This window comes from Cnuibacter physcomitrellae, from assembly GCF_014640535.1.
Classification (GTDB): domain Bacteria; phylum Actinomycetota; class Actinomycetes; order Actinomycetales; family Microbacteriaceae; genus Cnuibacter; species Cnuibacter physcomitrellae.
This window is the reverse complement of record NZ_BMHD01000001.1, coordinates 329,549-354,144: the sequence shown is the minus strand read 5'-3', so window position 1 is coordinate 354,144 and position 24,596 is coordinate 329,549. Positions and strand designations below refer to the sequence as shown.

Sequence of the window (24,596 nt, the reverse complement as noted above, 5' to 3'; positions counted from 1 at the left end):
CGGCTGGATCAGCGCTGGGGCGGCGTGCCGCCCGGACCGGTGCCGCCACCGCCGGGTCCCCCGGAGGGGGCGGCGCCTGCGGTGGGGGTGGTGGCGGTGTCGACGCGGACCGCGAGCGACACGAGGTAGCCGGCGCCGGTGTCGCCCGAGACGGTGGCGAGCTCGAGCGCGCCACCGTCGTCGCCGAAGACGTTGTCGCTGTCGAGGCTCACCTGCGCGAGGTTCGACGACGAGCCGGAGTACTCCGACAGGGCGTAGACGTCCTCGCAAGTGCTCTGCGGCAGGGCCACCTGCGAGGTGGCGATCGCCTTGGTGGAGTCGGTGATCGAGCCGACGTCGGGGTACACCTCGAAGTGGATGTGCGGCCACCGTCCCGAGTAGCACGCCGGGAAGACGGAGGTGAAGGAGACCTGGCCGTTCGCATCCGCCACCTGCACGCCGCGCAGGTAGGTCTCGCCCTCGATCTCCTCCGAGTACATCGAGTAGCGGCCCTGGGCGTCGCAGTGCCAGACGTAGACCGCGACCCCCTCGAAGGGCGCGTCGCCGTTCGCCATGTCGGTGAGGGTGAGCGTGAGGGTCATCGGCACTCCTGTCGCGGTGGCGCCGCCGTCGAGACTGGATCGGATGTCGCTGCGGACGATGCCGGACTGCTCCAGGACGTCGGGGCCGTTCGATCCGTCGCCCGGGTAGGGCCCGGCCGTCTCGTCGGGGATCTCACCGGCCGGGAGCGTTGACGAGCCGCCTCCCGTGGACGGAGTCGCCGTCCCCGTCGAGGTGCCCCCGGCCGATCCGCCGCTGCCGCTCGAGGATCCGCCGGTGGTCGTGGAGGTGCACGCTGCGAGGGCCACCGCGCCGACCCCGAGACCGACGAGGCTCAGCACGCCGCGCCGGCTGATGAGGGTGCGGATGTCGAAGGCGGCGCCTTGATCGACCACCGGCTCGTCTGCGTGGTCGAGCAGGCGACCCTCGTAGGCGGGGCCGTCGGGTGTCGGCTCCGGGTCGGGGATGCGCTTCATGGGAGACCTTTCGTCGGATTTCGTGGGGTGACGACATCGACTGTCTCCGGCGGATCCCAGCGCCGGCTAGGACTCGTCCATGGGCAGTCCATGAAGCCCTGTGCATCCCCTATGACACCCGCGTCCTCCACCCCCGGCTGAGGAGTCCGTATCCTGGCGTGGATCCCATGAGCTGACGAGGGTGCGGGTGGTCAGGCGGAACGATGAGTGACATCGAGCTCGACGTCGATCGCGACGAGTCGGTTCGAGTGGTCCGGGAGGCCCTCGAGTCGGGCCGCGGGATCGTGGTCTCCGGCCCGCCCGGATCCGGTCGGTCCCACCTCGTGCGCACGGTAGTCGCGGGCCTGGCCGAGCCGGTGCGTCGTCGGATCCGGGTCCACGATCAGGATCGATCCACGGACGCCGCCGGCCGCCGTCGCGCGGCCGAGGCCGTGGCCCGGGGACTGGTCGTCCCCGTCGTCATCGAGTCGACGAGCACCCCGCTCGACGGGTGGCTCCGCCGCCTCGTCGACGAGAACGGACTCGCTCGCGTCCGTCTCGCTCCGTGGGGACGGGAGGCGATGCTGAGGCTGAGCCACCGCTTCCTCGGCGGGCCGCTCGATCCCCAGATCGTGCCGGCGTTGATACCGGCTCGGGACGGGGGTGATCTCGTCGTGCTCCGAGAGGCCCTGCACGACCTGCAGGCCGTGGGATCCCTCGTCGACCGTGACGGACAGTGGAGGCTCGAAGCGCCCATCCCCCCGATCGAGAGCCTCCGCCGACTCATCTTCTCCCGGATGGGCTTCGAGGACCCCGTCGATCCGGTCGAGACGGTCATCGACGTGGTGGCCCTGGCGCCTGAGCTCGGGACGGACCGCACACGGATCGTGCTCGAGCAGATCCTCGGCATCGACCCGCGCCCGACGATCGAGATGCTCGCAGAACGGGGCCTCCTCGACATCGTGGATCACCCGGACGGCGCGGTCTCCCGGGTCCATGATCCCGTCAGCGAGCTGATGCTGGTCCGCAGCATGGCGCGCCTTCGACGTCGGCGGCTGAGCAATGCCATCGTCGCCGACCTGACGACGCGGTCGCCCGGCGACGCGACGGACGCCGAGCTCGTCTGCCTCGCGCGGCTCGCCCTGCCTCTCGGGTGGGAGCTCGACGGGACCACCCTCGCCCGAGCAGCGGAGACCGCGTTGCGTGCCTCTCGCACGCGCCTCGCCGAGCATCTGGCCACGGCGGCGCTCATGAAAGGGGCGCCCGTCGAGGCCACGTTCGTCCTGGCGGTCGCGGAGTCCCAGTCGGGACGGTCCGCCGTCGCCCTGAAGCGGCTCGAGGAGCTCGATCCGTCGCGGCTGCTCCCCCGACACGACCGCACCCTTCGCGAGCTGGTCCGGCTGCTCCGAGCACGGCGGGACGATCCCACGTCCCAGTGGAACGTCCCGTCCCTCGCCGCACAGGAGCGGGACGGCGTCGAGGGCGCTCCGGCCGACGACGCCGAGCTGGCCGCGCTGTCCCGGCCGGATCCGCCGATCGGTGCGGGCGTGTGGGCCGATGAGGCGATCGTCCTGCGTGGTGAGCGGATGGGGTTCGACGCCGCCGTGATGGCGATGAAGGGACGCACCGGCGCCGCGGTCGATCTGCTCGTCGAGGCCGAGGGGATGCTGCGCGACGCGGGCGCCGACACCTTCCGAGTGCGCTGGGGCCGGATCTACACGCGGATGTGGGACCAGTCCTTCGACCGCACCCTCCTCGAGCTGGAATTCCTGGGCGATGAGGCCGCCAGTCTCGGACGGTCGGACCAGGAGGCGCTCTGTCGCTGGTGCACCGGCCTGGGGCTTCAGCACTCCGGTCGGGTCTCCGAGGCCATCCCCGTGCTGCGCAGCGCCCTGGCAGCGCTCGAGCAGCAGGGATTCGCCGAACCCGCCCTGCTCGCGCACGTGTCACTCGCCAAGGCGCTGGCCCTCGCCGGCCACCACGCCGCCGCGACCGACGTCCTCGCGCCCGTGCTCGAGGCAGGAGGCGGCCCTCTCGTGGCCGGCTGGCTGGACGACGCGAAGGGCTGGATGCAGCTCAGCGCCGGTGAGCCCGAGGCCGCGGCCCGGTCGTTCATCGACGCCGCCGCCGTCCACGCGGGATACGGCTATCCGCTGTTCCAGATGATCGCCCTCAGCGGGGCCGCGCGCGCGGGCGCGGCCGCACGGGTCATCGATCAGGTCGACGAGCTCGCCGGCCTCGTCGAGGGCGAGTGCATCGCCCTCCTGGTGCGGCAGGCACGGGCCCTCGCGCGCCGTGAGACCGGAGCGACGGAGGGCCTCGTCGCCGAGTTCGAGGCCATCGCCGACACCGCCGTCCGGCTCGGGATGCGCGGGCACGCCGCCCAGTCGTACGCGACCGCCGCCGAGCTGCACACGGCAGCTGGAGACGCGCGAGCGGCGGCCGCGGCGAGCAGGCTCGGAGCGGAGCAGACGGCTCTCTGCGGCAGCGAATGGTTCGGCACCCGCCACGACGCGACCCGCGAGCTCTCGGACCGCGAGCTCGAGATCGCCGAGCTGGCCGTCCTGGGCCTGTCCAACCGCGAGATCGCGGACCACCTCGTCATCTCGGTCAGGACCGTCGAGACGCACCTCCTCCGGGTCTTCCGGAAGACCGGGATCCGCCAGCGTGCCGACCTGCGCCGGGCCATCGGTGACAGCGCGAGACCGGCGCCCGGCCCGCTGCACGACGCATCGCCGCGGATCGCCACCCCCGCACGACGGGAACCTCCGGCGACCGGGCGACCCTAGCGGGGCGCGATCTCCGAGATGAGCTCCTCGACACGCGCGCGGATGTCGTCGCGGACGGCGCGGACGACCTCGACGGGCTGGCCGGCGGGGTCGGTGAGCTCCCAGTCCTCGTACCTCTTGCCCGGGAAGATCGGGCAGGCGTCGCCGCATCCCATCGTGATCACCACGTCGGCCTGTCGCACGGCGTCGGTGGTGAGGATGCGGGGCGTGGCGCCTGCGATGTCGATGCCCTCCTCCGCCATGACGGCGACGGCGGTCGGGTTGACCTCATCGCCGGGCTCGCTTCCGGCGGAGAACACGTCGACTCGATCGCCGGCAAGGGCTGTGAGGTAGCCCGCGGCCATCTGGGAGCGTCCGGCGTTGTGGACGCAGACGAAGAGCACGGCGGGTCGTTCGGTAGTGGTCATGGTCGCTTTCCGGGTGGGGCGGACGGAGACGATCGTAGAGGGTCGCGGTGAACGATCCGCTCCGCGCGTGAACTCCCCGACCCGACGATGGGGACCCAGGTCTATTGCCCGGGGATGGGCGCCTCGGTCAGCCTGGTGACCGAGGCGTGCTCCACCGTGCCCGTCTCCGGCCGCACCCGCGGCACGTGGGGAATGAGGAACGATGCCGCACCGTCCACCGCAGATCCCACGACGTTCGCGGCTCCTCCTCGTCCTCGCGGCGGCGTCGACCGTCCTCCTCGCCGGGTGCACGAGCGCCGGCGGCGAGGGCGGCTCGAGCCCGTCGGCGCCACCCTCGGCCGCCCCCGCGCTGACGCGACCGGCGGCCCCCGAGGGCGAGCTGCCGACCGAGCTGCAGACGCGGCTGCAGAGCGCCGTGGAGGGGGTCATGGCCGAGTACGACGTCCCGGGGGCGGCAGCCGGGGTGTGGATCCCCGGGAAGGGCTCGTGGACGACGGCGATCGGCGTGGCCGACGTGGCCGGGAACGTGCCGGTGACCACGGACATGAGCTGGCCCATCCGGAGCGTCACGAAGTCGTACACCGTCTCCCTCATCCTCCGACTCGCCGACGAGGGGAGGCTCTCGCTCGACGACACGATCGACCAGTACGTCGACGGCATCACGGACGGCGACCGCATCACCCTGCTCGAGCTGGCGAACATGTCGAGCGGCAATGCCGACTACGTTGGCGAGGCCTTCCTCGACGACTTCCAGAAGGACCCCGGCAAGGTGTACACGCTCGACGAGCTCAACGCCTTCGTCGTCGGGCAGCCCGCCCAGTTCGAGCCGGGTACCGACTACCTGTACACGAACGCCAACACGAACCTGCTCGGCGCGGTGATCGAGAAGGTCACCGGGCAGCCCTACGCAGACGCCCTGCGGGAGCGGATCCTGGACCCGCTCGGCCAGACCGGGACCCGGTACATCACCGACGTCGACGACTGGACGGGCCCCCATCCGACCGGTTACGTCCAGGCCGACGGGACGCTCCAGCCGCAGCAGGAGAACCCGTCGATCCTCGGCCCGGCGGGGTCGCTGTTCTCCACCCTCGACGACGGGCGGGTGTGGGCCGACACCCTCGGCTCGGGCGCCCTGGTGAAGCCCGAGACCCAGGAGCTCCGCGAGGTCGGCCACGAGATCCCCCGACCGCCCTACGACCTGTACGCCGTGGGCATCGGAGAGACGAACGGCTGGTGGGGCCACAACGGCGAGGGCGTCGGGTTCACAGCGGCCACCTTCTACGACCCCGAGACCGGCGCGAGCATCGTCGTCTACATGAACGAATCGAACATCCCTGGGGTCCATCCCGCCGACGCGGCCTTCCGGGCACTGGCCGCGGTGCTCACGGACGCCGCCACCTCGTGAGGAGAAGACGGATGCGGTCACGGACGATCACGACCATCGCGACAGGCGGGTTGCTGCTGGCCATGGTGGGCCTCTCCGCCTGCACCGGCCAGCCCGCGCCGGCACCCACATCCACCTCCTCGGACGTCCCCTCCGACGCGGCGGAATCGCCCACCATGGGGCCGATCGACGAGGCGGCGCTGACCGCGCTCTTCGAGCAGAAGGCGGCGGAGTACGGTCAGCCGGGTGCGGTGATGCTGCTGCGCTCCCCCGCGGGCGAGATCACCGCGACCTATGGGGTGACCAGCCCGGGAGGCTCGACGCCGGTGTCGGTCGACGACCACATCCGCATCGGCTCGAACACGAAGACCTGGACGGGCACGGTCATCCTGCAGCTCGTCCAGGAGGGGAGGATCGCGCTCGACGACCCGGTGTCCACCTACCGCCCGGACGTCCCGAACGGCGACGACATCACCATCGAGCAGCTGCTCATGATGCGCAGCGGGCTCGCGAACTACACCGAGACGTACGAGCTCAACGCGGGACTCGACGCCGATCCTCAGCGGGTCTGGCAGCCCGAGGAGCTGCTCGCCATGGGTCTCGCGCTGCCGCCCGACTTCGCGCCGGGAGAGGGCTACCACTACTCGAACACCAACACGGTGCTGCTCGGCCTCATCGCCGAGCAGCTCGACGGCAAGCCGCTCGCCCAGATCTACCAGGACAGGCTGTTCACCCCCCTCGGCCTCACCGAGACCTCGTTCCCCGCGCTCGACGACAGCAGCCTGCCGGCGCCCTACTCCGACGGGTACTACTGGTGGACCAACGTGGGGACGCTCGGCTCCTCGAAGCTCCCTCCCGACCTGCTGGCCGGCGCGGAGGACGGCTCCTTCTCCCCCACCGACGGCACTCTCGACAACCCGTCCTGGGCCTGGTCCGCAGGCGCGGGCATCTCGACGGCCGGTGATCTCGCCGACTGGGTGGAGGCGCTCGGCGGCAAGGGAGGGACCCTGCTCAGCCCCGAGCTGCAGCAGGAGCGCCTCGACAGCGCCGTGCCGACCGATCCCGACGACCCGTCCTCCGCCGCCTACGGCTGGAACATCGCGAGGTTCGGCGCCTTCTACGGGCACAGCGGCGAGCTCCCGGGCTACAACTCCTTCATGGGCTACGACCCGACCGACGACGCCACCCTCGTCGTGTGGGCGAACCTCGCGCCCGCGGCGAACGGCCAGGGTCCGGCGGCGGAGATCGCGAAGGCGCTCATCATGAGCCTCTACTGAGGGGGCGCGCCGCCGTTGCCCGCGGCCGCCAGGTAGCGGATGACCGCGAGCACCCGCCTGTGGTCGTCGGCGGCGACGGGCAGCCCGAAGGCGTCGTAGATGCGGGAGGTGTGCTGCACCACCGCCTTCTCCGAGGTGCCGAGCCGGGCGGCGATGTGCGCGTTGCTGCGTCCCTCGGCCATCAGTCCGAGCACCTCGAGCTGACGCGGGGTGAGACCGCTCAGCGCCTCTCCCGCCTTGCTCGCGCGCGAGACGAGCACGGCGACGACGTCCGGGTCGAGCGCGGTGCCGCCCTGCTGCACCCGCCGGAGGTCGGCGGTGAAGGTGCGTACGTCGGCGATGCGCTGCTTCAGCAGATAGCCCACCCCGCCGTCTCGCTGCTCGAGCAGCTCGGTGGCATAGCGGCGCTGCACGTACTGGGAGAGCACCACCACCGCGACGGCCGGGTGGGCCTGTCGGATGCGGAGGGCGGCGAGCAGACCCTCGTCGGTGTGCGAGGGCGGCATGCGGATGTCGGTGACCACCAGATCGGGGCTCAGGCGGTCGACCTCCGTCTCGAGCTCGACCGCCGTGCCGACGGCAGCCACCACCTCGATCCCGTCCTTCTCGAGCAGGTGCACGAGCCCCTCGCGCAGCAGCACCTCGTCCTCGCCGATCACGACCCGCACGGCAGCTCCACTCTCACCTCGGTGCCCCCGCCCACCGGAGACGTGACGACGAAGGATCCGCCGAGGGCGTCGACGCGATCCGCGAGGCCCTTCAGCCCCGTGCCGTTCTCGAGCGACGCCCCGCCCGCTCCATCGTCGACGACACGGACCCCGAGGGCGGTGTCCTCCCGTCGAAGCTCCACCGCGACCGATCGCGCCCGCGAGTGCTTCACGGCGTTGGTGAGCGCCTCGGCGACGATGAGGTAGGCCGACTGCGCGAGGGCGGGTTCGAGGGCGCGGTCGTCGACGTCGCTCGTCAGGGTCGCGGGGATGTCGAGCCGGTCGACGAGGTCCTCGGTGGCGGCCGTGAGCCCGCGCTCGACCAGCGCCGACGGGAGCACCGCGTGGACGAGTCGACGCAGCTGAGCGGCCGCCTCGTCGATGCGATGGCGGAGCGCCGTGGCGGCCTCGGTCGTGGACGGGTGGGCATCGTCGGCGTTCGCGATCTGCTGGGCCTCGAGGGCGAGCAGCACCAGCTGCACCTGGAGACCGTCGTGGAGGTCGCGGGCGATGCGTCCGCGCTCCCGGTCGGCGGTCTCGACGAGACGGAGCCGCGAGCGCAGCAGCGCCTCGTTGCTCGCGAGCAGCGCCGCGGTGAGCCGCTCCCGGTCGAGGGCGATGCCGAGCACGCGGCCGGCGCGGCGCACCGACTCGCGGTCGCCGATCATCCGCCCGTCGTAGCTGATGGCGCCGACGAGCCTCGACTCCACCCGGACCTCCTCCCACAGGCGGGGAGGGAGCTGGTCGCGGACGTCCGTGGGCTCACCGTCCTCGTCGATGAAGAGCTCCCGCTCCTCCGACCAGTACGCGACCCGCAGCGAGTCGTCGCCGAGCGACCGGGAGAGCACCGACCCGACCGAGGTCCTCGTGGGAGTGGCCGTGCCGAGCCAGGCGCTCAGCACATCCACGTCGGCCGTCTGGGCGTAGCCCCCGAGCAGCACGCCCGCGAGGAAGGCGACGGGCACACCCGCCAGGACGACGAGCTGCACGACGCCCACCGCGCTCGAGTCGCCGCCCAGGAGACCGAGGAGGTTCGCGGAGAGCGGGATGAGCAGCACGGCGAGGATGCCGTAGGCGTAGAGCGGGAGGAGCACCCGCAGGTTCCTCGGGTCGGCCGAGCGCAGCCGCCGCGCGAGCACCACGGCGGTCACCACCATCACCGCGAGGCCGGTGATGCTCTGCACCCACTGGGCGGCGATCCGCAGCCCGGATGCGTCTGGTGGGAGGAGGTAGAGCGGCATCTGCAGCAGGAACGTGACGCCGTAGCCGACTGCGACCGTCGTCACGGAGAGCGCGCCGTGCAGCCTGCCGCTTGGGAAGGCGTGGAGCAGGTGGACGGTCACGCCCAGGATCGCGGTGGCGAAGACCGTGCTCAGCTCGACGAGCCCGGGGAGGCCGAGGTTGCCGGCGCCGCCCAGGAAGACGGCCAGCGCGCCCACGAGCAGGAGCCCGCCCGTCCCGCTCAGCGGACGCCGCCACCAGGCGATGATGCCGGCCGCAGCCCAGATCGAGTACACGAGAGTGAAGGCGAGCGGCACCCAGTACGGCACCGGAGCCAGCGTCCCGGCGGCGAGCTGCAGGGCGCCGAACGCGAGCGCGAACACGGCGAGGAGGAGGAGGGCCGGCCCCAGCCCGCCGGTCCGGCGGGCCTCGGGGCTCGCCGACCCGGGCGGACGGTCCGGGCTCGTCGGAGGGCGCCCGCCTGTGCTCGCCTGCGCCGTCCGTGCCATCCGCCCGCTCACCTCAGCCCGAGCCTAGGGTGCACGCGTCACGACGCTCAAGGGACCTGGGTCCACCGCCTCGGCGTCAGCCCGCCCCGTCGGCGCGGACGATCCGCGGGGCGATGCCCAGCAGCGCCAGCACCGCGATCACCTGCAGCGCGCCGAGAGAGAAGTAGAGGGTCTGCAACCAGGAGTACTCGCCGATGATCGCCAGCTCGGCGAAGATCCAGATCAGCATCCCGAACCCGGCGACGGCCGACGCCATCAGCGCCGATCGCGCCCGCCGGATCAGCGCCAGCGCCGCGATGGCCTGCGAGCCGCCGACGACGACACCGAGGATCAGCCCGGGCACCAGGTAGCTGGTGAACAGACTCCCCGTGAGGTACTCCACCGGGACCCCCGCCCCGTCGAACAGCACTCCCATCACGGCGCCGAGGAGGGCGGAGGCCGTTCCGAAGACCAGCAGCGCGATCAGAACGATCCGGAGAGGGCGGGACGAGATCATGGTCACCAGCGTCCAGGCCCGCGGGGCCCGGGAGACGGACCTAGGTCCCGCGGCCCTCCGGCGACGAGACCCCGGAGACGGCCGGCCAGAGCCATCCAGCAGTCCAACGGGCGGGCCATGGCGACGCTGGCGGGAAGGGCCATGAGCGACCCGACGCTTCTCGCCCGTCTGGGGGCGGTGGACGTGCCGGCTCTCGTCCTCTACGGCGAGAGCGATCGCGTCGTCACCCCCGACTACGGGCGAGCGGTCGCCGACGCCATCCCGGGCGCCCGGTTCGTCCTGATCCCGGCTGCGGGGCACCTGCCGCACCTCGAGAACCCCGACGCCACCTGGTCGTCCATCGACACGTTCCTCGCCGAGATCTGAGCCCCGAGCGTCGCGGGCCCCGCGGATCCGACACTCGCCCGCGTGGGCGCTCAGGCGAAGACGTCGAGCACGCGGGCGAGGGACCGGTCGAGGTGGTCGCGCATCGCTGCCTCGGCGGCGAGCGCGTCACCGGCCTCGATCGCCTCGACGACGACCGCGTGCTCGTCGACGGTGTGGTGCCCGTACGTCCCGGAGTACGAGAGGCGGAAGATGTGCAGGTGGCAGTGGGTCCGCCCGTAGGTCCGGGTGATCAAGCCGTTGCCGGCCCCCTCGAAGATCAGCGTGTGGAGCCGCTCGTCGTGGGCGGACAGCTCGATCGCGGGAAGCGGCGCGGGACGTGTGGCCATGGTGGCCAGCTCCTCCCCCAGCGCCTGCACCGAGCCGGGGTCCCGTCTGCGCGCCGCCGCGGCGGCGGCGTGGGGTTCGAGGACGTTCCGCAGCTCGTAGAGCTCGACGAGCTCGTCCCGCGTCAGCAGCTCGGTGGTGCGGTACCCCCTGAGCGGCACCTTCACGACGAGCCCCTCGGATTCGAGGCCCGCCAGGGCCTCGCGGACGGGCGTGGGTGAGACACCGAGCTGACGGGCGGCGTCCTCGATGTTGATGCGCTGCCCGGGCGGGATGACCCCCGCCATGATGAGCGCGCGCAGTCGCTGATGGGCCTCCGTGGGGCGCGGGCCGTCGAGGGCCGGCTGCAGGGCCCCGATGAAGCTGCCTTCGAGCATTCGCCTCCCTGCGCCGATTGACACGACCCAATCTATCGTGCACGATGTGGAAAATCCTATAGGGAAATCCAATAGGATCCTGACCCGCCACCATTCCGGGCGTCACGATTCCCGGCGCCACGACTCCTGGCTCAGAGAGGCTCAACGATGAGACGCAGCACCTTCCTCCCCTTCGCGATGGCCACGGTCGCCACCGCGGCACTCCTGCTCAGCGGATGCACGCCGCAGAGCGACACCTCCGGCGGCGGACAGGCCGCGAGCATGGACACCGTGAAGGTGGCCCTCGTCCCCGGTGGACCGCACCCGTACTTCCAGCCCTGGATCGCCGCCGGCGAGGAGGCGAAGAGCACCTTCGGCCTGGGGGACGTCACCTTCAACGAGACCGCCGGCTGGGACCAGACGAAGCAGAACGACGTCATCAACTCCCTCGTCGCCAACGGCTACACGGGCTTCGGCGTGTTCGGGGTGAGCCCCACGGACATCAACTCCACCTTCCAGAACCTCAAGCAGAACGGCATCGCCACCGCGGCGCTGGGCTCGTGCCCGGCCGGCGACACGAACGACGCCGACTTCTGCCTCTCCACCGACACGGAGGAGGCGGCCTACAAGGCGGCGAAGGCGACCATCGAGGCCATGGGCGGGAAGGGCGTTCTCGCCCACCTCACCGGCATCAACGTCGACTCGAACACCCAGCGCCGCATCGCCGGGGTGAAGAAGGCCGTCGCCGAGACGAACGGCGCCGTCACGCTGCTGCCCGACGTCACCGACATCGACACCGACCTGACCACGGCTCAGAAGGCAGTCGCGGACCTCCTCGCCTCGCAGGGCAGCCAGATCACCGGCATCGTCTCGACGGCGTACAACCCGGCGGTGGCCGCGGCGACCGCCGTCGCCGAATCGGGACTCCCCATCAAGCTCGTCGCCATCGACGACGACGAGACGATCATCAAGGCGATCCAGGACGGCACGGTCTACGCCACCGTCGCCCAGAACCCGACCGGTCAGGCCTACGTGGGCAGCTACGCCTTGGCGAAGCTCGCCAGCAAGGAGTGCACCATGTCCGACCCCGGCGTGGTCGTCGACTCCGGCTCGTTCATCGTCACCAAGGACAACGTCGCCACGTACGACGACGAGCGGAAGGCGGCGAGCGATCAGCTCCTCAAGGACTTCGACGACGAGTACCTCACCTGCTCGTAGAACGTCCCCCAACACCCGCTCGTCACGAACCCAGGAGACCGCCTTGCCCACCATCACCCACGCCCGCGCTTCGCTCGTCGACCTCGAGGTCGAAACCGTCCGCACCGACGCCGTCCAGAGCTTCGTCAAGCAGGAGACGATCTTCGTCGAGATCACCACGGACGACGGGCTGGTGGGCACCGGCTACTCCTACACCATCGGGACCGGTGGTCGCGCGGTGCTCTCCATGCTGCGCGACCACCTGCTCCCCCTGCTCCCCGGGCAGGATGCGGAACGCATCGAGTCCGTCTGGATGACCTTGTTCGCCTCGACCCGGGCGACGACCACGGGGGCGATCACCTCGCTCGCGCTCGCGGCCGTCGACACGGCCCTGTGGGACCTCAAGGCCCTCCGCGCCGACGCCCCCCTGTGGAAGACGGCGGGCGGGTTCCGACGCGAGGTCCCGCTGTACGACACCGAGGGCGGATGGCTGCACCTGTCCGTCGACGAGCTCGTCGCGGGCGCCCGCCGGTCGGTGGACGAGGGCTGGGGAGGCCTCAAGATCAAGGTGGGCTCCCCGCGCATCGCCGACGACGTCGAACGCCTCAGAGCCGTCCGCGACGCCGTCGGGGACCGGGTGGACGTCATGGTCGATGCGAACCAGTCGATGACGGGCGCCGAGGCGGTCCGGCGTGCTCGCGCCTTCGAATCGCTCGACCTCGCCTGGTTCGAGGAGCCGCTCCCCGCCGACGACATCGCCGGGCACGCCGCGCTCGCTCGGTCCACGTCCATCCCGGTCGCCGTGGGAGAGTCGATGTACTCGATCGCGCAGTTCCGCGAGTACCTCCAGCGGGGCGCTGCCGGCATCGTGCAGGTCGACGTGGCCCGCATCGGCGGGATCACGCCCTGGCTGAAGGTGGCGCATCTGGCCGAGGCCTTCAACGTCTCGGTGTGCCCCCACTTCCTCATGGAGCTGCACGTGAGCCTGGCGGCCGCCGTGCCGAACGGACGCTGGGTCGAGCACATCCCTCAGCTCCGGGCGATCACCCGCACGGAGATGGAGATCGTCGACGGCCATGCCCTCGCGCCCCAGCGGCCCGGGCTCGGGATCGAGTGGGACCGGGACGCGATCGATGCCCGCGTGGTCGCATGAGCGCATCACGTGATCCCGGGCGTCCGCCGAGTGATCCGATGAACCCGGGCAGACGTGTCACGGCGTCGGCCACTGGCGTCAGCACACCGGCTGGACACGGCCCCTCGCTGCTCAGACGCTCCGTCGCGACACCGCGCTTCGTGCTCGTCGTCATCATCGCGGTCCTCGTCGTGGTGCTGGTGCTGGTGAAGCCCTCGTTCCTGAACGGCCCGTTCGTCATCGCCCCGCTGCTCACGAGCATCTCGATCTTCGCCGTGGTCGGGGTGGCGCAGATGGTCGTCCTGTCCATCGGCCACATGAACATCGCGGTGGGCAACATGGCCGCGTTCGGGGCGATGATCACGGGCATCACGTTCGACCTCCTGTCCTTCCCCCTCGTGCTCGGGATCGCGGCCGGGCTCGTCGGCGGTGCGCTCATCGGGGCGTTCACGGGCTGGATCATCGCGAGGACGGGCGTGAACTCGTTCATCGTGACGCTGGCGATGAGCTTCGCCCTCCTCGGCCTCGTGCCCACGGTCTACGCCGCCCTCAGCACCGGATCCGCGTTCACGGTCAAACCCGACGGATTCGACGTCCTCGGCCGGAACACCTTCGCCCAGGTCTGCCTCCTCGGCTACTGCGGTCCCTCCGCGATCCCGATCATGGTCGTCCCCGTCCTGATCGTGCTCGCCGCCGTGGGCGTCCTCTACTCCAGGACGCGGTACGGCCGGGAGTTCCTGCTCACCGGCAGCAACGTCAAGGCGGCCGAGCTCTCCGGCATCCCCACCGCCCGCCGGATCGTGCTCGCGCACACCCTGTCGGGTCTGCTCGCGACCGCCGCCGGGATCCTCCTCGCCTGCAGCATCGGCTCGTTCACCCCCGCCATCGGGGACGAGTTCATGCTGCAGTCGTTCGTCGGTCCGATCCTCGGCGGCACCCTGCTCGCCGGCGGGTACGTCTCCGTGGTCGGGACGGTCCTCGGCATCACCCTGACGCTGGTGATCAGGAAGGGCCTCGAGCTGTTCGGGGTGGGCATCGAGACCCTGAACGTCCTGCTCGGCATCATCCTGCTGGTGGCCCTGTCCGCCGATCGGGTGCGGGAGATCCGGCTCCGTCGAGGCAGGACCCCGGACACCTCGACCGCCGTGGTCGACACCCGCGACGACGTCGAGACCGAGTCCGAGGGGGTCCGCGCATGACGCACCTGACCAGGCGGCTCCTCCGGTCGCAGAGCACCACGCTGGTGCTGATCATCGTGGCGGGCACCGTGGTGCTGGGCATCGTCTCCGGTGGAGACCTCTTCTCCCCCGTCGGCCTCCGCACGTTCTTCCAGTTCCTCGCCGTCCCCATCCTCATCGGCCTGGCGCAGATGATCACGGTCGCGGTCGGTCAGCTCAACCTCGCGGTCGGCGCCATCGGAGGCGTCGCCTCCGCTCTGTCCGCGGTCCTCATGGCGGATGCCGGCCTGCCCGTCTGGCTCGGCGCCCTCGTCCCGCTGGTCGTGGGAGCCCTGGCGGGACTCGCGAACGGCTGGCTCGTGGTCCTCACCCGCATCAACGGCTTCATCGTCACGTTGGCGACCATGACCATCCTCCTCGGCGCGCAGTACGCCCTCGTCAACACACGGACCGTGGCGCCCACGTCCTGGGCCCCGCTCGCCGACCTCGGCAGGGCCAGCGTGCTGGGCATCCCCGTGATGTTCCTCCTCGCGGTCGTCGTGGCGATCGCGGTCGCCCTGGCGTTCCGCTACACGGTGACCGGACGACAGCTGCTGGCCAGCGGCGACAATCCCGAGGCCGCTCGCCTGGCCGGGATCTCGAACGACCGCAGCGTGATCGTGGCGCACACCGCGTCCGGCCTGCTGTGCGGAGTGGCCGCGCTCGTCAGCGTCGCGTCGCTGCCCGGCATCAACCAGAGCGTCGGCGGCGACTGGCTGCTCCCGAGCTTCGCCGCTCCGATCATCGGCGGGGTCTCGCTCACCGGGGGCACCGTCGCCGTGCTCGGCACCGTCCTCGCCGCGACCGTCGTGCGGCTGGTGGACACCGCTCGCGCCGAGTTCCAGCTGGCACCCGCGTGGGTGAACTTCGTCATCGGCGCGGTCGTGCTCGGCACGGTCGCACTCGACCGCGTGCGGCACACGCGCGCCGAGCGACGCCGGGGAGCCGACCGCGCCCGCGCCGCCGGTCGCCCACCGACCGCCGCCCGAACCCCCTCCGGAACCGAGACCACCGTGGAGGCGGCCCGATGACCATGCTGCTGGAGGCCGTCGGCCTCACGAAGACGTTCCCCGGCGTCAAGGCGCTCGACTCGGTGTCGCTCCGCCTCGAGTCCGGGACGGTGCACGCCCTCCTCGGCGAGAACGGCGCGGGGAAGTCGACTCTCATCAAGGCGCTCACCGGGGTGCATCAGCCGGACTCGGGACGCATCCTCGTCGCCGGCACGCCCCTCTCGCTCGACTCCCCGGCGGACGCACGGGACGCGGGCATCGGGGTCGTGCACCAGGAGCGCAACGTCATCCGCGGCTTCACCGTCGGGGAGAACATCGTCCTCGGTCGGATGCCCCGGCGGGCCGGACGCATCGATTGGGGCGGCGTGAAGCGCGAGGCCGCCCGCTGCCTCGACATGCTGGACGTCGACCTGGACCCGTCGACGCCCATCAGCGAGCTCTCCTCCGCGCAGATGCAGCTGGTGGAGATCGCTCGAGCCCTCTACACCGAGACGAAGGTCCTGCTCCTGGACGAGCCGACCGCCTCCATCAGCGCCGCCGAGGGCGACCGTCTGTTCCGCGTGGTGGATCGGCTCCGCGAGGAGGGCGCCGCGGTGCTGTTCGTCAGCCACAAGCTCGAGGAGGTCTACGCGCACTGCGACACGGTGACCGTGCTCCGCGACGGCCGTTCGGTCCTGGAGTCGCAGCCGCTGTCCGAGCATCCCCACGACGAGATCGTCGACACCATGGTGGGCCGTGCCCTCGGATCGCTCACGGTCCCGTCCAGGGCGTCGCGCCCGGACAGCGCACCGATCCTCGAGCTCCGGGGAGTGACCACCGCCGCCGGTCACCGGGATGTCTCCCTCGCCGTGCGCCCCGGTGAGATCGTCGGGCTCTACGGGCTCGTCGGGGCGGGACGGACCGAGCTGGCACGCTCCATCGTCGGCCTGGAGCGGATCACGGAGGGCGAGCTCCTCGTCGGCGGCGAGCCGGCCCGGATCCGATCCGTGCGACAGGCCCTGCACCGCTACCGCCTCAGCTACGTCACCGAGAACCGCAAGGAGGAGGGCGTCTTCCTCGAGCAGGACATCGCCCGGAACATCGCGGTGACCGTCTGGTCCACCCTCACCCGCGTGCCGGGCCTCGTGAGCGGACGACGCGAGCGTGCGCTGTCCCAGCGCTGGGTCGACGAGCTCGACATCCGGATCTCGTCTCACGAGCAGCTGGTCGGCCGTCTCTCGGGCGGCAACCAGCAGAAGGTGTCGCTGGCCAAGTGGCTCGCGGCGGATCCGCGCATCCTCATCATCGACGAGCCGACGGTGGGCATCGACCTGCGGACCAAACGATCGTTCTACGAGCTGATCTGGCGGCTCGCCGAGCAGGGCATGGCCATCCTCCTCATCTCCAGCGACCTGGCCGAGATGGTCACGCTCGCCGACCGCGTCGCCGTGATGGACCGGTTCGTCATCACCGGAGAGCTCGCGAACTCCCACGACTACGACCGGATGAGCCACGAGATCATCCGGCTCATCCACTCGGGAGAGGAGGTCCCCGCGTGAGGCATCGCGCGCTCCGCACGGGAGAGAGCCTGACCGAGATCGGCTTCGGCGCCGCGCAGCTGGGCAACCTGTTCCGGGAGACGGACGACGCGACCTCCCAGGCGGCGGTCGACACGGCCTGGGACGCGGGGATCCGGTACTTCGACACCGCCCCGCACTACGGCCTGGGCCTGTCGGAGCGGCGACTGGGCCACGCGCTCCACGCGAGACCCCGCACCGAGTACGTGCTGTCCACGAAGGTGGGGCGCCTCCTCGAGCCGGACCCGTCGGGGTCCGGCCGCCAGGACGACGAGGGGTTCGTGGTGCCCGCGACCCTCCGGCGGCGGTGGGACTTCAGCCGCGACGGCATCCTCCGATCGCTCGAGGGCAGCCTCGAGCGACTGGGCCTCGACCGCGTGGACGTCGTCTATCTCCACGACCCCGACGAGCACTGGGACGCCGCATCCACGACCGGTGTCGACACGCTCGTGGAGCTCAGGGACCAGGGGGTCGTCGGCGCCATCGGGGCGGGCATGAACCAGGCGGCGATGCTCACCGAGTTCGTCCGGCGCACCGACGTCGACGTCGTCATGGTGGCGGGCCGGCTGACGCTCGTCGATCAGACCGCGCTGCAGGAGCTGCTCCCCCTCGCGCTCGAGCGAGGGGTGAGCGTGGTCGCCGCTGCGGCCTACAACTCGGGCCTGCTCAGCTCGGCCGTCGTGCCGGACGATGCGGTGTTCGACTACGGACCGGCGCCGGCCTCCGTAGTCCAGCGTGCGCGGGCGGTCGCCCGCGTCTGCGACCGTCACGGCGTCACCCTGCCTGATGCCGCGGTCCAGTACGCCCTCCGTCACCCTGCGGTCGCCTCGGTCGTGCTCGGCTGCCGCACCCCGGACCACGTCCGGAGCACGGTGTCGCGCGCCGCGACCGAGATCCCGGAGGAGATGTGGCGGGAGCTCGACGACGAGGGCCTCGTCCCCGACCCGCGCTGACGCGGCTCCCACGACGAACGGCGCGGCAGGAGGGTCTCTCCTGCCGCGCCGCTTCGGTTCGTGGGTGGTCTGGTCCTAGGCCTGGATGAAGGCGAGGAGGTCGGGGTTCAGGACATCGGCGTGGGTGGTGAGCATGCCGTGGGGGTAGCCCTCGTAGATCTTCAACGTCGAGTTCTGCAGCAGCTCGTGCTGCTTCAGCGACGCGTCCTTGTAGGGCACGATCTGGTCATCATCACCCTGCGTCACCAGCACCGGCACACTGATCGCCTTCAGATCCTCGGTCTGATCGGTCTCCGAGAACGCCTTGATGCCCTCGTAGTGCGCCAGCGCACTCCCGGTCATGCCCTGACGCCACCAGTTGTCGATCACCGGCACCGACACCTCCGCACCCTCCCGGTTGAACCCGTAGAACGGACCCGCCGCGACATCACGGAAGAACTGCGCCCGGTTCGCCGCCAACGCGCTGCGGAACCCGTCGAACACCGAGATCGGGGTACCCTCCGGGTTCGCGTCGGTCTGCACCATCAGCGGCGGCACCGACGCCACCAGCACCGCCTTCGCCACCCGACCCTGCGGCTCCCCGTACTTCGCGACATACCGGGCGACCTGACCGCCACCGGTGGAGTGGCCGATGTGGATCGCGTTCGTCAGGTCCAGGTGCTGCACGACCGCGTCGGCGTCGCTGGCGTAGTGGTCCATGTCATGCCCGGTGTCGATCTGCGACGACCGGCCATGCCCACGACGATCGCTGGCGACCACACGGTACCCGTGCTGCAGGAAGAACAGCATCTGCGCATCCCAGTCATCCGACGACAACGGCCAACCGTGATGGAACATGATCGGCTGGGCATCCTTCGGGCCCCAGTCCTTGTAGAAGATCTCAGCGCCGTCTTCCGTGGTGACGAATGGCATGGTCGGCCTCCAGTTCGGTGTCGAGCCGGGGCGTGCCCGGACGACGATCAGGTGGTGTGCTCCCCGCGGGTGAGGCGAGCCCGTTCACAGTAGCCGGATGACGGAGCCCGATCCTCAGACATTCGTCCAGTCCCTGCCGGCCGCGCCGCCGGTGGGTACCATGTCGTGGAGCCGACGAGCGGGAGGACACCGTGGCTGAGAAGCTGAGCCCTACCGAGCTCGCCCTGTTCGAGCGACTGATCGACGTGGGGAAGCTGCTGGAACGTCGCGCGGACCGAGCGACTCGCGAGCACACGGGGATCAAGTACTCCCAGTACGAGGTGCTGATCCGTTTGCGCAACGCCGGCGGGGAGATCCGGATGACGGAGCTGGCGAACAAGCTGGTCAGCACCCCGAGCGCCCTGACCTACCAGGTCTCGCAGCTCGAGAAGGCCGGTCTGGTCACCCGTGTCGTCGCCCCGGATGACGAGCGGGGAGTCCTGGCCCGCATCACGGACGAGGGCAGGCAGATGCTCCGCGACGTCTCCCAGACCCAGAACGACATGATCGTCGAGGCCACCATCGCGCCGTTGTCGCGGGCGCAGGTGGAGGCGACCTACCGGGCGCTGGGTGCGCTCCAGATCCACCTGCGCGGCGAGGAGACCGGCGGCATGACCCCGGATCTCGCGCCGCCCGCTTCCTGACGGGCGCCCGAGTCGCCGACCTCGCCTAGGGCGAGGTCTCCCTCGCGTCTTTACAAATTTGAAACAAAAGACGCGTTCTGCGGTAACGTGTGGGTTCTATCTTCGAATTTGAAATAAGTCGGAGACCCGGGCGTCGATGCCCTCCCCTGCCGAGGACAGCGTCGAGGCCGGATCTGCGACTTCCGCATCAGAGGGAGCATGCATGATTGCACTCGACCACATCGCGATCTGGTCCGGGAACCTGTACCGCACGACCGTGGAGCTCAGCCGCGAGACCGGCATCGGAAGCGCGGACGGGGGCTGGTTCCCGGGTCTCGGTCTCGGCCAGAAGATCCTCTCGCTGGGTGGCACCGTCTACGTCGAGATCGAGAGCATCGTCGACCACCGGAACATCCTCGACGGCCACCCGGTCGCGCTCGAGCTGGAGCGCCAGACCGCAGCCGGGGACTGCTTCGCGGGCCTCTGCCTGCGCAGCGACGACATGGCCGAGATCGAGGCGTTCGCCGCTCACCGGGGAGTGGAGGTGTCGACGGAGATCGCCGGCGGCAAGGTGCTGATGGTGCCCGGCCAGAAGCGCGGCAAGGCCGCCCACGCCCCGGACTTCCTCCACTCCTGGCTCCTGGGCAAGCCGAACATCTACTACGTCTCGGATCTCGACAGCCACTCCAGCCTGCTGGCGCCTCAGCCGGGCACCGGCGAGGTCGAGGGGCTCGGAGTCACGTCCCTGGAACTCGGCGGCACGGAGGACGACCTCCGCGACTGGCTGGGCGACATCGACATCTCAGGGCTCGGCGTCGACCTCCGCTTCAACGGGCGAAGCGACGGACTCTACGCCGTCGGCTTCGACTCCACCGCCGGTCCGCAGGAGATCCGGCTCTCCCCCATCACCCTTCAGCCCCAGTTCTCGTGACCGGCGCCCTACCATTCCCCTTGGAGATCACATGTCCGCCATCCTCGACGCCGACACCGTCATCACGGCCCGACGGAGAGTCCGTCGTGCCGCCGTCTCGGGCTTCTTCGGAAGCGCGCTGGAGTACTACGACTTCCTGGTCTACGGCTCCGCGTCCGCGCTGATCTTCGGGAAGCTGTTCTTCCCCGAGTCGGGCGCGGCCGCCACGTTCCTCTCCATCGCGACGTTCGGTGTCGCCTACGTCGTCCGTCCGCTCGGCGCGGTCCTGTGGGGACACATCGGCGACCGGTTCGGTCGTCGCCGAGCGCTCGTGCTCACCATCGCCCTGATGGGGATCGCGACGTTCCTGATCGGAGCGCTCCCGACGTTCCAGGCCATCGGCTACGCCGCATCGGCCCTCCTCGTCCTCCTCCGACTGGTCCAGGGGCTGTCGGCGGGAGGGGAGTCGCCCGGCTCGACGTCGCTGACGGTCGAGCACGCCCCCGAGGGCAGACGAGCCTGGTACACCAGCTTCACCATGAGCGGCATGCAGTTCGGCATCGCCCTCGGCAGCCTGGTGTTCATCCCGGTGGCCCTGCTGCCCGAGGAGGCGCTGTACAGCTGGGGATGGCGCATCCCGTTCCTGATCAGCGGCGTCTTCACCGTCGTGGCGTATCTGCTGCGGCGCAAGCTCGACGAGCCCGACACGTTCACTGCCATGAAGGCGGACGAGTCCCGCGCCAAGCTGCCCATCGCCGTGCTCCTGAAGGACCACTGGCGCACCACCGTGCGGGTGCTGTTCCTCAGCACCGTCAACATCGTCGGCACCATCTTCAACGTCTTCGCCCTCGCCTACGGCACGCAGAACGGGATCCCCAGCGCCGTGATGCTCGCCGTGGTGTCCCTCGGGAACCTCGTCGCCGTCGTCGCCGCTCCCCTGTCGGGGCTGCTCTCCGACCGGTTCGGACGCCGGCCGCTGTTCATCGTCGGATCTCTCGGCGCGAGCGCATCCATGGCCCTGCTGTTCGTCGCGATCGACGCCGGGAACATCCCGATGGTGTACCTGACCGGGGTCATCGGCATCGGCATCTTCTACTGCATCCCCATCACCGTCGGGGCGACCTGGTACCCGGAGCAGTTCCCCGCGCAGGTGCGGTACACGGGCATGGCGGTCGGCCTGATGCTCGGCATCCTGCTCGCCGGGTTCGCACCGGCGATCGCGCAGGGCTTCGGTGCCGGCGGGACGAACTGGTGGCCCGCGATCCTGCTCTGCGGCGGAGCGTCGATCGTCTCCTCCCTGGTGGCGGTGTTCGCGCCCGAGACCTTCCGCACGACCAAGGCCGCCCTCGGCGTGAAGGCCTGAGCACCCCGAAGGAGAAGGGTCCCGAGCACCGCACCGGGACCCTTCTCCGTCACGTCACTGCCGTCAGCCGAGTCACCGCCGTCAGCGGATCGGCGTGATGCCCTGGGCTCCGCGCGGGAACGTCGCGATCACGTCCTCGGGCACGTTCAGGTGCGCGGCCACGAGCGACGGCGGGACGTGCGACAGCCAGTTCGCGAGCGAGACCTCCTCGTACCTGTCGGCCTTGAACACCTCGAGGAACTGCAGCACGTCATCGCCGGTGTTCTCGACGTAGTGACCGTAGTTGCGCTTCACGACACCGACGTCGCCGGCGCGGAAGTCGGTCGTGTTGGCGTGCGGTCCGGTGTTGAAGACGGTCATCCGCGCCGACCCCCGGAGGTAGTACTGCCATTCGTCGGCGTTGGGGTGCCAGTGCAGCTCTCGCATCGATCCCGGCTCGATTGTCACCAGCGCCGCCGCGACGGTGCTGGAGAGCGGGAAGTTCGTGCTGTCGGCGATGCGGATGCTGCCGCCGCTGTTGGAGTGCACGGGCTGCGACCGCGAGAGCCGGAAGATGATCGGCTCGGCCGCACCCCAGGTCACGTTCGCGTCGGCCTGGTCCTTCTCGAGCTCACCCGGCTCGTCGCCGGGGAAGATCCACAGGTTGTGGAGCGGGATGTCCTTGAACGTCTCCTGCGCCACCCCGAAGTTCTTCGCCAGCACCTCCGGCGGCGTGTGGGCGAACCAGTCGGTGAGCAGCAGCGTGTTCGACTCCGACTGCGCGCCGTCGTCGAACGCCAGGACGAACTCGGCTCCGTCCGGGCCGAGACCCTGCAGCGAGTGAGGCGTCCCCGCGGGGAAGTACCAGAGGTCGCCCTCCTCGACGTCCTCGACGCTGGGCAGCCCCGCGCGGCTGATCGTCGTCACCCGGCACCTCCCCCGGGTCATGACGGCCCACTCCGCGGTCTGGTGCCAGTGGAGCTCGCGGATGCCGCCGCTCTCGAGGTACATGTTGACGCCGGCGATCTCATCCGAGATCGCGAAGTCGGCCTTGGTCAGCTCCCTGGCCCACCCTCCGCGCTGCACACGACGGGGCGAGATGTTGAAGGAGGACCAGAAGAACGCCTGGGTGCTGATGTCGGTGCCGGGAGCGTCGATCTGGTTGGGGAACTGGCTCGCGATGACGGGGTTCTGCGGTCCCGTCATCGTCAGGGCCGCCTGGTCGTCGACGGTGTTCGACTCGCCTTCGGGCGGCAGGTCGGGGTCACCGAACGTCGGTGTCTCGTGGTGTGGAATGGTCTCGTCGCTGTCCATGGCTTCTCCTCCGACCGTGTCATCGCCGACGGCGTTCACCTCTGATGACACAGCACGCCGGAGGTCGAGTGCAATCGACAATCGTCCAGATCGGTCCGACACCGCGGCGCTCGCCTGCCCGCGACCCCTGCTACAGGCCGAGGAGCTCCCTCGCCGCTCTGGCGAGTGCGGCCTCGTCCGCACCCCACGACAGCGCGTGGGCGACCGGGTCACCGTCCGCCATGTCGAACGGATAGTCGCTGCCGAGCACGATCCGGTGCTCGCCCGCCTTCTGCGCCAGCAGGCGGAACGCATCCTCGTCGTGGGTGACGGTGTCCAGGAAGATCCGCGTGAACCCCTCGCTAGGCGGTGTGCTCGAGGAGCGGGAGACGTCGGCGCGGGCCCGCCAGGCGTGATCCCATCGGCCGAGCAGGTCCGGGGCGCATCCGCCGCCGTGCACGAAGCAGATCCTGAGATCCGGGAGCCTCTCGGCGATCCCGCCGAGGAGGAGGGACGCGATGGCGGTCGCGGTCTCGACGGGGTTGCCGAGGAGGTTGACCAGGTAGTGCGCGGCGAGGGTCGGCGACGGCAGCTGCATCGGGTGCACGAGCACCGCCAGGTCGTTCTCCGCCGCGGCCGCCAGCACCGACACCAGCGGTTCGGAGTCGAGCGACGAGTCGGCGAGGACGGGCGGGATCGCGATCCCGTAGATGCCCTCCGAGGCGGCGAGCACCTCGATCTCGCGACGCGCGACGTCGGGGTCGGCGAGGGTGACGGAACCGAATCCGCCGAACGCTCCTCCGCCGTCGCGCACGACGCGGGCCAGCGCGTCGTTGAAGGAGGCCACGTAGTCGGTCGCGCCGTCGAGGTCGTCGCGAGCGAACGCGAACGGCGGGGCCGAGAGCACCCGCGCTCCTATCCCCGCCCTGTCCATGTCCACGCGGATGGCGTCGACGTCGCTCATCAGGCGCGTCTGGATGGACAGCGGCGTCTCGCCGACGTGGAGCTCGCCGTCGCGGTCGGTGATGGCCCCGAACGGCGCGCCGGGCGGGAGTCCGAACAGCTCCCTCGGCAGCCAGTGGGCATGCACGTCGACCGGGCCCGGACGGAGGGTGAACGTCATGAGCGCTCCAGCGGGAGCGGCTCGTTGTCGCTGTCGAGGTGCTCGACGGTGGTGAAGATCAGCTCGGTGTCGCCGACGTTCTGGATGTCGTGCAGGAGGTACTCGCCGGGGCCGAAGTGGAAGTACCGGGTCTCGCCGGCGTGGTAGGACACGTCGCGGGTGGTCCCGTCGAACGTGTGCTGGCGGCTGGTGCCAGCGTTGATCGCCGTCCAGAAGTAGTCCAGCACATGCCGGTGGGCGTGCCAGCGCTCCCCGGGCGCGAGCCGGATCTCCCAGATCCGTGCGCGGGGCGTCTCGCTCAGCAGCCGGGATCCGACGGCGCCGTCGAAGGCGTGGTCGGCGAACTCGTCCTTCAGCTCGTCGGACCAGCCCTCGAACCCGGTGGCGATGAGGGTGCCTGCCAGGGGCAGGTCTGCGAGGAAGTCGCTCATGGTGTT

Annotated in this window: 22 protein-coding genes and 1 pseudogene; 13 read left to right on the top strand and 10 right to left on the bottom strand. The window is 70.5% G+C overall.

The genetic code is table 11. The annotated features are described in order from the left end of the window. Nucleotides 1-8: 8 nt before the first annotated feature. A complete protein-coding gene (locus IEX69_RS01720; RefSeq protein ID WP_085019418.1) occupies nt 9-1,016 on the bottom strand; it encodes an intradiol ring-cleavage dioxygenase in 1,008 nt (335 codons plus the stop codon). Between the two features lie 203 nt (nt 1,017-1,219). Here IEX69_RS01720 and IEX69_RS01715 point away from each other — a divergent pair, with 203 nt between their 5' ends. Beyond that, on the top strand, nt 1,220-3,784 hold the full coding sequence (locus IEX69_RS01715) for a helix-turn-helix transcriptional regulator (protein ID WP_085019417.1): 2,565 nt from the start codon (nt 1,220-1,222) through the stop codon (nt 3,782-3,784). On the opposite strand, the gene IEX69_RS01710 is transcribed toward IEX69_RS01715, so the two are convergent. Then, nucleotides 3,781-4,191, bottom strand: a complete 411-nt coding sequence (locus IEX69_RS01710; protein ID WP_085019416.1) for an arsenate reductase ArsC — start codon at nt 4,189-4,191, stop codon at nt 3,781-3,783. The genes IEX69_RS01715 and IEX69_RS01710 overlap by 4 nt on opposite strands. Before the next feature lie 202 nt (nt 4,192-4,393). Between IEX69_RS01710 and IEX69_RS01705 the strand changes: the two genes are divergently transcribed. Together IEX69_RS01705 and IEX69_RS01700 are read left to right on the top strand one after the other, a co-directional pair. Continuing rightward, complete coding sequence (locus IEX69_RS01705) at nt 4,394-5,596, top strand: serine hydrolase domain-containing protein (RefSeq protein WP_085019415.1); 1,203 nt, start codon at nt 4,394-4,396, stop codon at nt 5,594-5,596. 11 nt (nt 5,597-5,607) lie between these two features. After that, nucleotides 5,608-6,852, top strand: a complete 1,245-nt coding sequence (locus IEX69_RS01700) for a serine hydrolase domain-containing protein (protein WP_085019414.1) — start codon at nt 5,608-5,610, stop codon at nt 6,850-6,852. On the opposite strand, the gene IEX69_RS01695 is transcribed toward IEX69_RS01700, so the two are convergent. The 3 genes from IEX69_RS01695 to IEX69_RS01685 form a co-directional block, all read right to left on the bottom strand. After that, complete coding sequence (locus IEX69_RS01695) at nt 6,846-7,520, bottom strand: response regulator transcription factor (RefSeq protein ID WP_085019413.1); 675 nt, start codon at nt 7,518-7,520, stop codon at nt 6,846-6,848. The genes IEX69_RS01700 and IEX69_RS01695 overlap by 7 nt on opposite strands. Further along, a complete protein-coding gene (locus IEX69_RS01690) occupies nt 7,508-9,289 on the bottom strand; it encodes a sensor histidine kinase (RefSeq protein WP_085019412.1) in 1,782 nt (593 codons plus the stop codon). The genes IEX69_RS01695 and IEX69_RS01690 overlap by 13 nt, the downstream gene beginning before the upstream one ends. 76 nt (nt 9,290-9,365) lie before the next feature. Then, a complete protein-coding gene (locus IEX69_RS01685) occupies nt 9,366-9,785 on the bottom strand; it encodes a hypothetical protein (protein ID WP_157127157.1) in 420 nt (139 codons plus the stop codon). A 36-nt stretch (nt 9,786-9,821) separates the two neighbouring features. On the opposite strand from IEX69_RS01685, the pseudogene IEX69_RS01680 reads away from it, so the two are divergent. Continuing rightward, a pseudogene (locus tag IEX69_RS01680) lies at nt 9,822-10,151 on the top strand (alpha/beta fold hydrolase); the annotation flags it as partial. Nucleotides 10,152-10,201: 50 nt separating this feature from the next. Here the strand turns inward: IEX69_RS01680 and IEX69_RS01675 are convergent. Further along, nucleotides 10,202-10,873 carry a GntR family transcriptional regulator gene (locus IEX69_RS01675; RefSeq protein ID WP_085019409.1) on the bottom strand — a complete coding sequence of 224 codons (672 nt, stop codon included), beginning with the start codon at nt 10,871-10,873 and terminating at the stop codon, nt 10,202-10,204. Nucleotides 10,874-11,020: 147 nt separating this feature from the next. Here IEX69_RS01675 and IEX69_RS01670 point away from each other — a divergent pair, with 147 nt between their 5' ends. The 6 genes from IEX69_RS01670 to IEX69_RS01645 all read left to right on the top strand — a co-directional run bounded on the left by IEX69_RS01670 (nt 11,021) and on the right by IEX69_RS01645 (nt 17,917). After that, complete coding sequence (locus tag IEX69_RS01670; RefSeq protein WP_085019408.1) at nt 11,021-12,070, top strand: sugar ABC transporter substrate-binding protein; 1,050 nt, start codon at nt 11,021-11,023, stop codon at nt 12,068-12,070. Between the two features lie 43 nt (nt 12,071-12,113). After that, entirely contained in the window at nt 12,114-13,202 is a 1,089-nt protein-coding gene (locus IEX69_RS01665) for a mandelate racemase/muconate lactonizing enzyme family protein (protein ID WP_085019407.1), read from the top strand. 140 nt (nt 13,203-13,342) lie between these two features. Continuing rightward, the gene (locus IEX69_RS01660) at nt 13,343-14,380 is read left to right on the top strand and encodes an ABC transporter permease (protein ID WP_188760928.1); all 1,038 of its coding nucleotides are present in this window, start codon (nt 13,343-13,345) and stop codon (nt 14,378-14,380) included. Beyond that, entirely contained in the window at nt 14,377-15,429 is a 1,053-nt protein-coding gene (locus IEX69_RS01655) for an ABC transporter permease (protein WP_085019405.1), read from the top strand. The genes IEX69_RS01660 and IEX69_RS01655 overlap by 4 nt, the downstream gene beginning before the upstream one ends. Continuing rightward, the gene (locus tag IEX69_RS01650) at nt 15,426-16,946 is read left to right on the top strand and encodes a sugar ABC transporter ATP-binding protein (RefSeq protein ID WP_085019404.1); all 1,521 of its coding nucleotides are present in this window, start codon (nt 15,426-15,428) and stop codon (nt 16,944-16,946) included. Before IEX69_RS01655 ends, IEX69_RS01650 begins: the two co-directional genes overlap by 4 nt. After that, on the top strand, nt 16,943-17,917 hold the full coding sequence (locus IEX69_RS01645) for an aldo/keto reductase (protein ID WP_085019403.1): 975 nt from the start codon (nt 16,943-16,945) through the stop codon (nt 17,915-17,917). The genes IEX69_RS01650 and IEX69_RS01645 overlap by 4 nt, the downstream gene beginning before the upstream one ends. Before the next feature lie 75 nt (nt 17,918-17,992). On the opposite strand, the gene IEX69_RS01640 is transcribed toward IEX69_RS01645, so the two are convergent. Next, nucleotides 17,993-18,829: an alpha/beta fold hydrolase gene (locus IEX69_RS01640; RefSeq protein ID WP_085019402.1), complete on the bottom strand. Its 837-nt coding sequence runs from the start codon at nt 18,827-18,829 to the stop codon at nt 17,993-17,995. A 191-nt stretch (nt 18,830-19,020) separates the two neighbouring features. Here IEX69_RS01640 and IEX69_RS01635 point away from each other — a divergent pair, with 191 nt between their 5' ends. The 3 genes from IEX69_RS01635 to IEX69_RS01625 all read left to right on the top strand — a co-directional run bounded on the left by IEX69_RS01635 (nt 19,021) and on the right by IEX69_RS01625 (nt 21,764). Next, nucleotides 19,021-19,512: a MarR family winged helix-turn-helix transcriptional regulator gene (locus tag IEX69_RS01635; protein ID WP_174604431.1), complete on the top strand. Its 492-nt coding sequence runs from the start codon at nt 19,021-19,023 to the stop codon at nt 19,510-19,512. Nucleotides 19,513-19,714: 202 nt separating this feature from the next. Further along, a complete protein-coding gene (locus tag IEX69_RS01630; RefSeq protein ID WP_174604430.1) occupies nt 19,715-20,422 on the top strand; it encodes a VOC family protein in 708 nt (235 codons plus the stop codon). A 31-nt stretch (nt 20,423-20,453) separates the two neighbouring features. Then, on the top strand, nt 20,454-21,764 hold the full coding sequence (locus IEX69_RS01625; RefSeq protein WP_085019399.1) for an MFS transporter: 1,311 nt from the start codon (nt 20,454-20,456) through the stop codon (nt 21,762-21,764). An 81-nt stretch (nt 21,765-21,845) separates the two neighbouring features. On the opposite strand, the gene IEX69_RS01620 is transcribed toward IEX69_RS01625, so the two are convergent. The 3 genes from IEX69_RS01620 to IEX69_RS01610 form a co-directional block, all read right to left on the bottom strand. Further along, nucleotides 21,846-23,057, bottom strand: a complete 1,212-nt coding sequence (locus IEX69_RS01620) for a cupin domain-containing protein (protein WP_085019398.1) — start codon at nt 23,055-23,057, stop codon at nt 21,846-21,848. 130 nt (nt 23,058-23,187) lie between these two features. Next, nucleotides 23,188-24,159, bottom strand: coding sequence for an amidohydrolase family protein (locus tag IEX69_RS01615; RefSeq protein WP_085019397.1), 972 nt, complete (start codon nt 24,157-24,159; stop codon nt 23,188-23,190). Next, nucleotides 24,156-24,590 carry a cupin domain-containing protein gene (locus IEX69_RS01610; RefSeq protein WP_085019396.1) on the bottom strand — a complete coding sequence of 145 codons (435 nt, stop codon included), beginning with the start codon at nt 24,588-24,590 and terminating at the stop codon, nt 24,156-24,158. The genes IEX69_RS01615 and IEX69_RS01610 overlap by 4 nt, the downstream gene beginning before the upstream one ends. Nucleotides 24,591-24,596 lie beyond the last annotated feature (6 nt).

Coding starts and splice junctions, on each gene's coding strand:
- IEX69_RS01720 (WP_085019418.1), bottom strand. CDS start 1,016: ATGAAGCGCATCCCCGACCCGGAGCCGACACCCGACGGCCCCGCCTAC.
- IEX69_RS01715 (WP_085019417.1), top strand. CDS start 1,220: ATGAGTGACATCGAGCTCGACGTCGATCGCGACGAGTCGGTTCGAGTG.
- IEX69_RS01710 (WP_085019416.1), bottom strand. CDS start 4,191: ATGACCACTACCGAACGACCCGCCGTGCTCTTCGTCTGCGTCCACAAC.
- IEX69_RS01705 (WP_085019415.1), top strand. CDS start 4,394: ATGCCGCACCGTCCACCGCAGATCCCACGACGTTCGCGGCTCCTCCTC.
- IEX69_RS01700 (WP_085019414.1), top strand. CDS start 5,608: ATGCGGTCACGGACGATCACGACCATCGCGACAGGCGGGTTGCTGCTG.
- IEX69_RS01690 (WP_085019412.1), bottom strand. CDS start 9,289: ATGGCACGGACGGCGCAGGCGAGCACAGGCGGGCGCCCTCCGACGAGC.
- IEX69_RS01685 (WP_157127157.1), bottom strand. CDS start 9,785: ATGATCTCGTCCCGCCCTCTCCGGATCGTTCTGATCGCGCTGCTGGTC.
- IEX69_RS01675 (WP_085019409.1), bottom strand. CDS start 10,873: ATGCTCGAAGGCAGCTTCATCGGGGCCCTGCAGCCGGCCCTCGACGGC.
- IEX69_RS01670 (WP_085019408.1), top strand. CDS start 11,021: ATGAGACGCAGCACCTTCCTCCCCTTCGCGATGGCCACGGTCGCCACC.
- IEX69_RS01655 (WP_085019405.1), top strand. CDS start 14,377: ATGACGCACCTGACCAGGCGGCTCCTCCGGTCGCAGAGCACCACGCTG.
- IEX69_RS01650 (WP_085019404.1), top strand. CDS start 15,426: ATGACCATGCTGCTGGAGGCCGTCGGCCTCACGAAGACGTTCCCCGGC.
- IEX69_RS01640 (WP_085019402.1), bottom strand. CDS start 18,829: ATGCCATTCGTCACCACGGAAGACGGCGCTGAGATCTTCTACAAGGAC.
- IEX69_RS01630 (WP_174604430.1), top strand. CDS start 19,715: ATGATTGCACTCGACCACATCGCGATCTGGTCCGGGAACCTGTACCGC.
- IEX69_RS01625 (WP_085019399.1), top strand. CDS start 20,454: ATGTCCGCCATCCTCGACGCCGACACCGTCATCACGGCCCGACGGAGA.
- IEX69_RS01620 (WP_085019398.1), bottom strand. CDS start 23,057: ATGGACAGCGACGAGACCATTCCACACCACGAGACACCGACGTTCGGT.
- IEX69_RS01615 (WP_085019397.1), bottom strand. CDS start 24,159: ATGACGTTCACCCTCCGTCCGGGCCCGGTCGACGTGCATGCCCACTGG.
- IEX69_RS01610 (WP_085019396.1), bottom strand. CDS start 24,590: ATGAGCGACTTCCTCGCAGACCTGCCCCTGGCAGGCACCCTCATCGCC.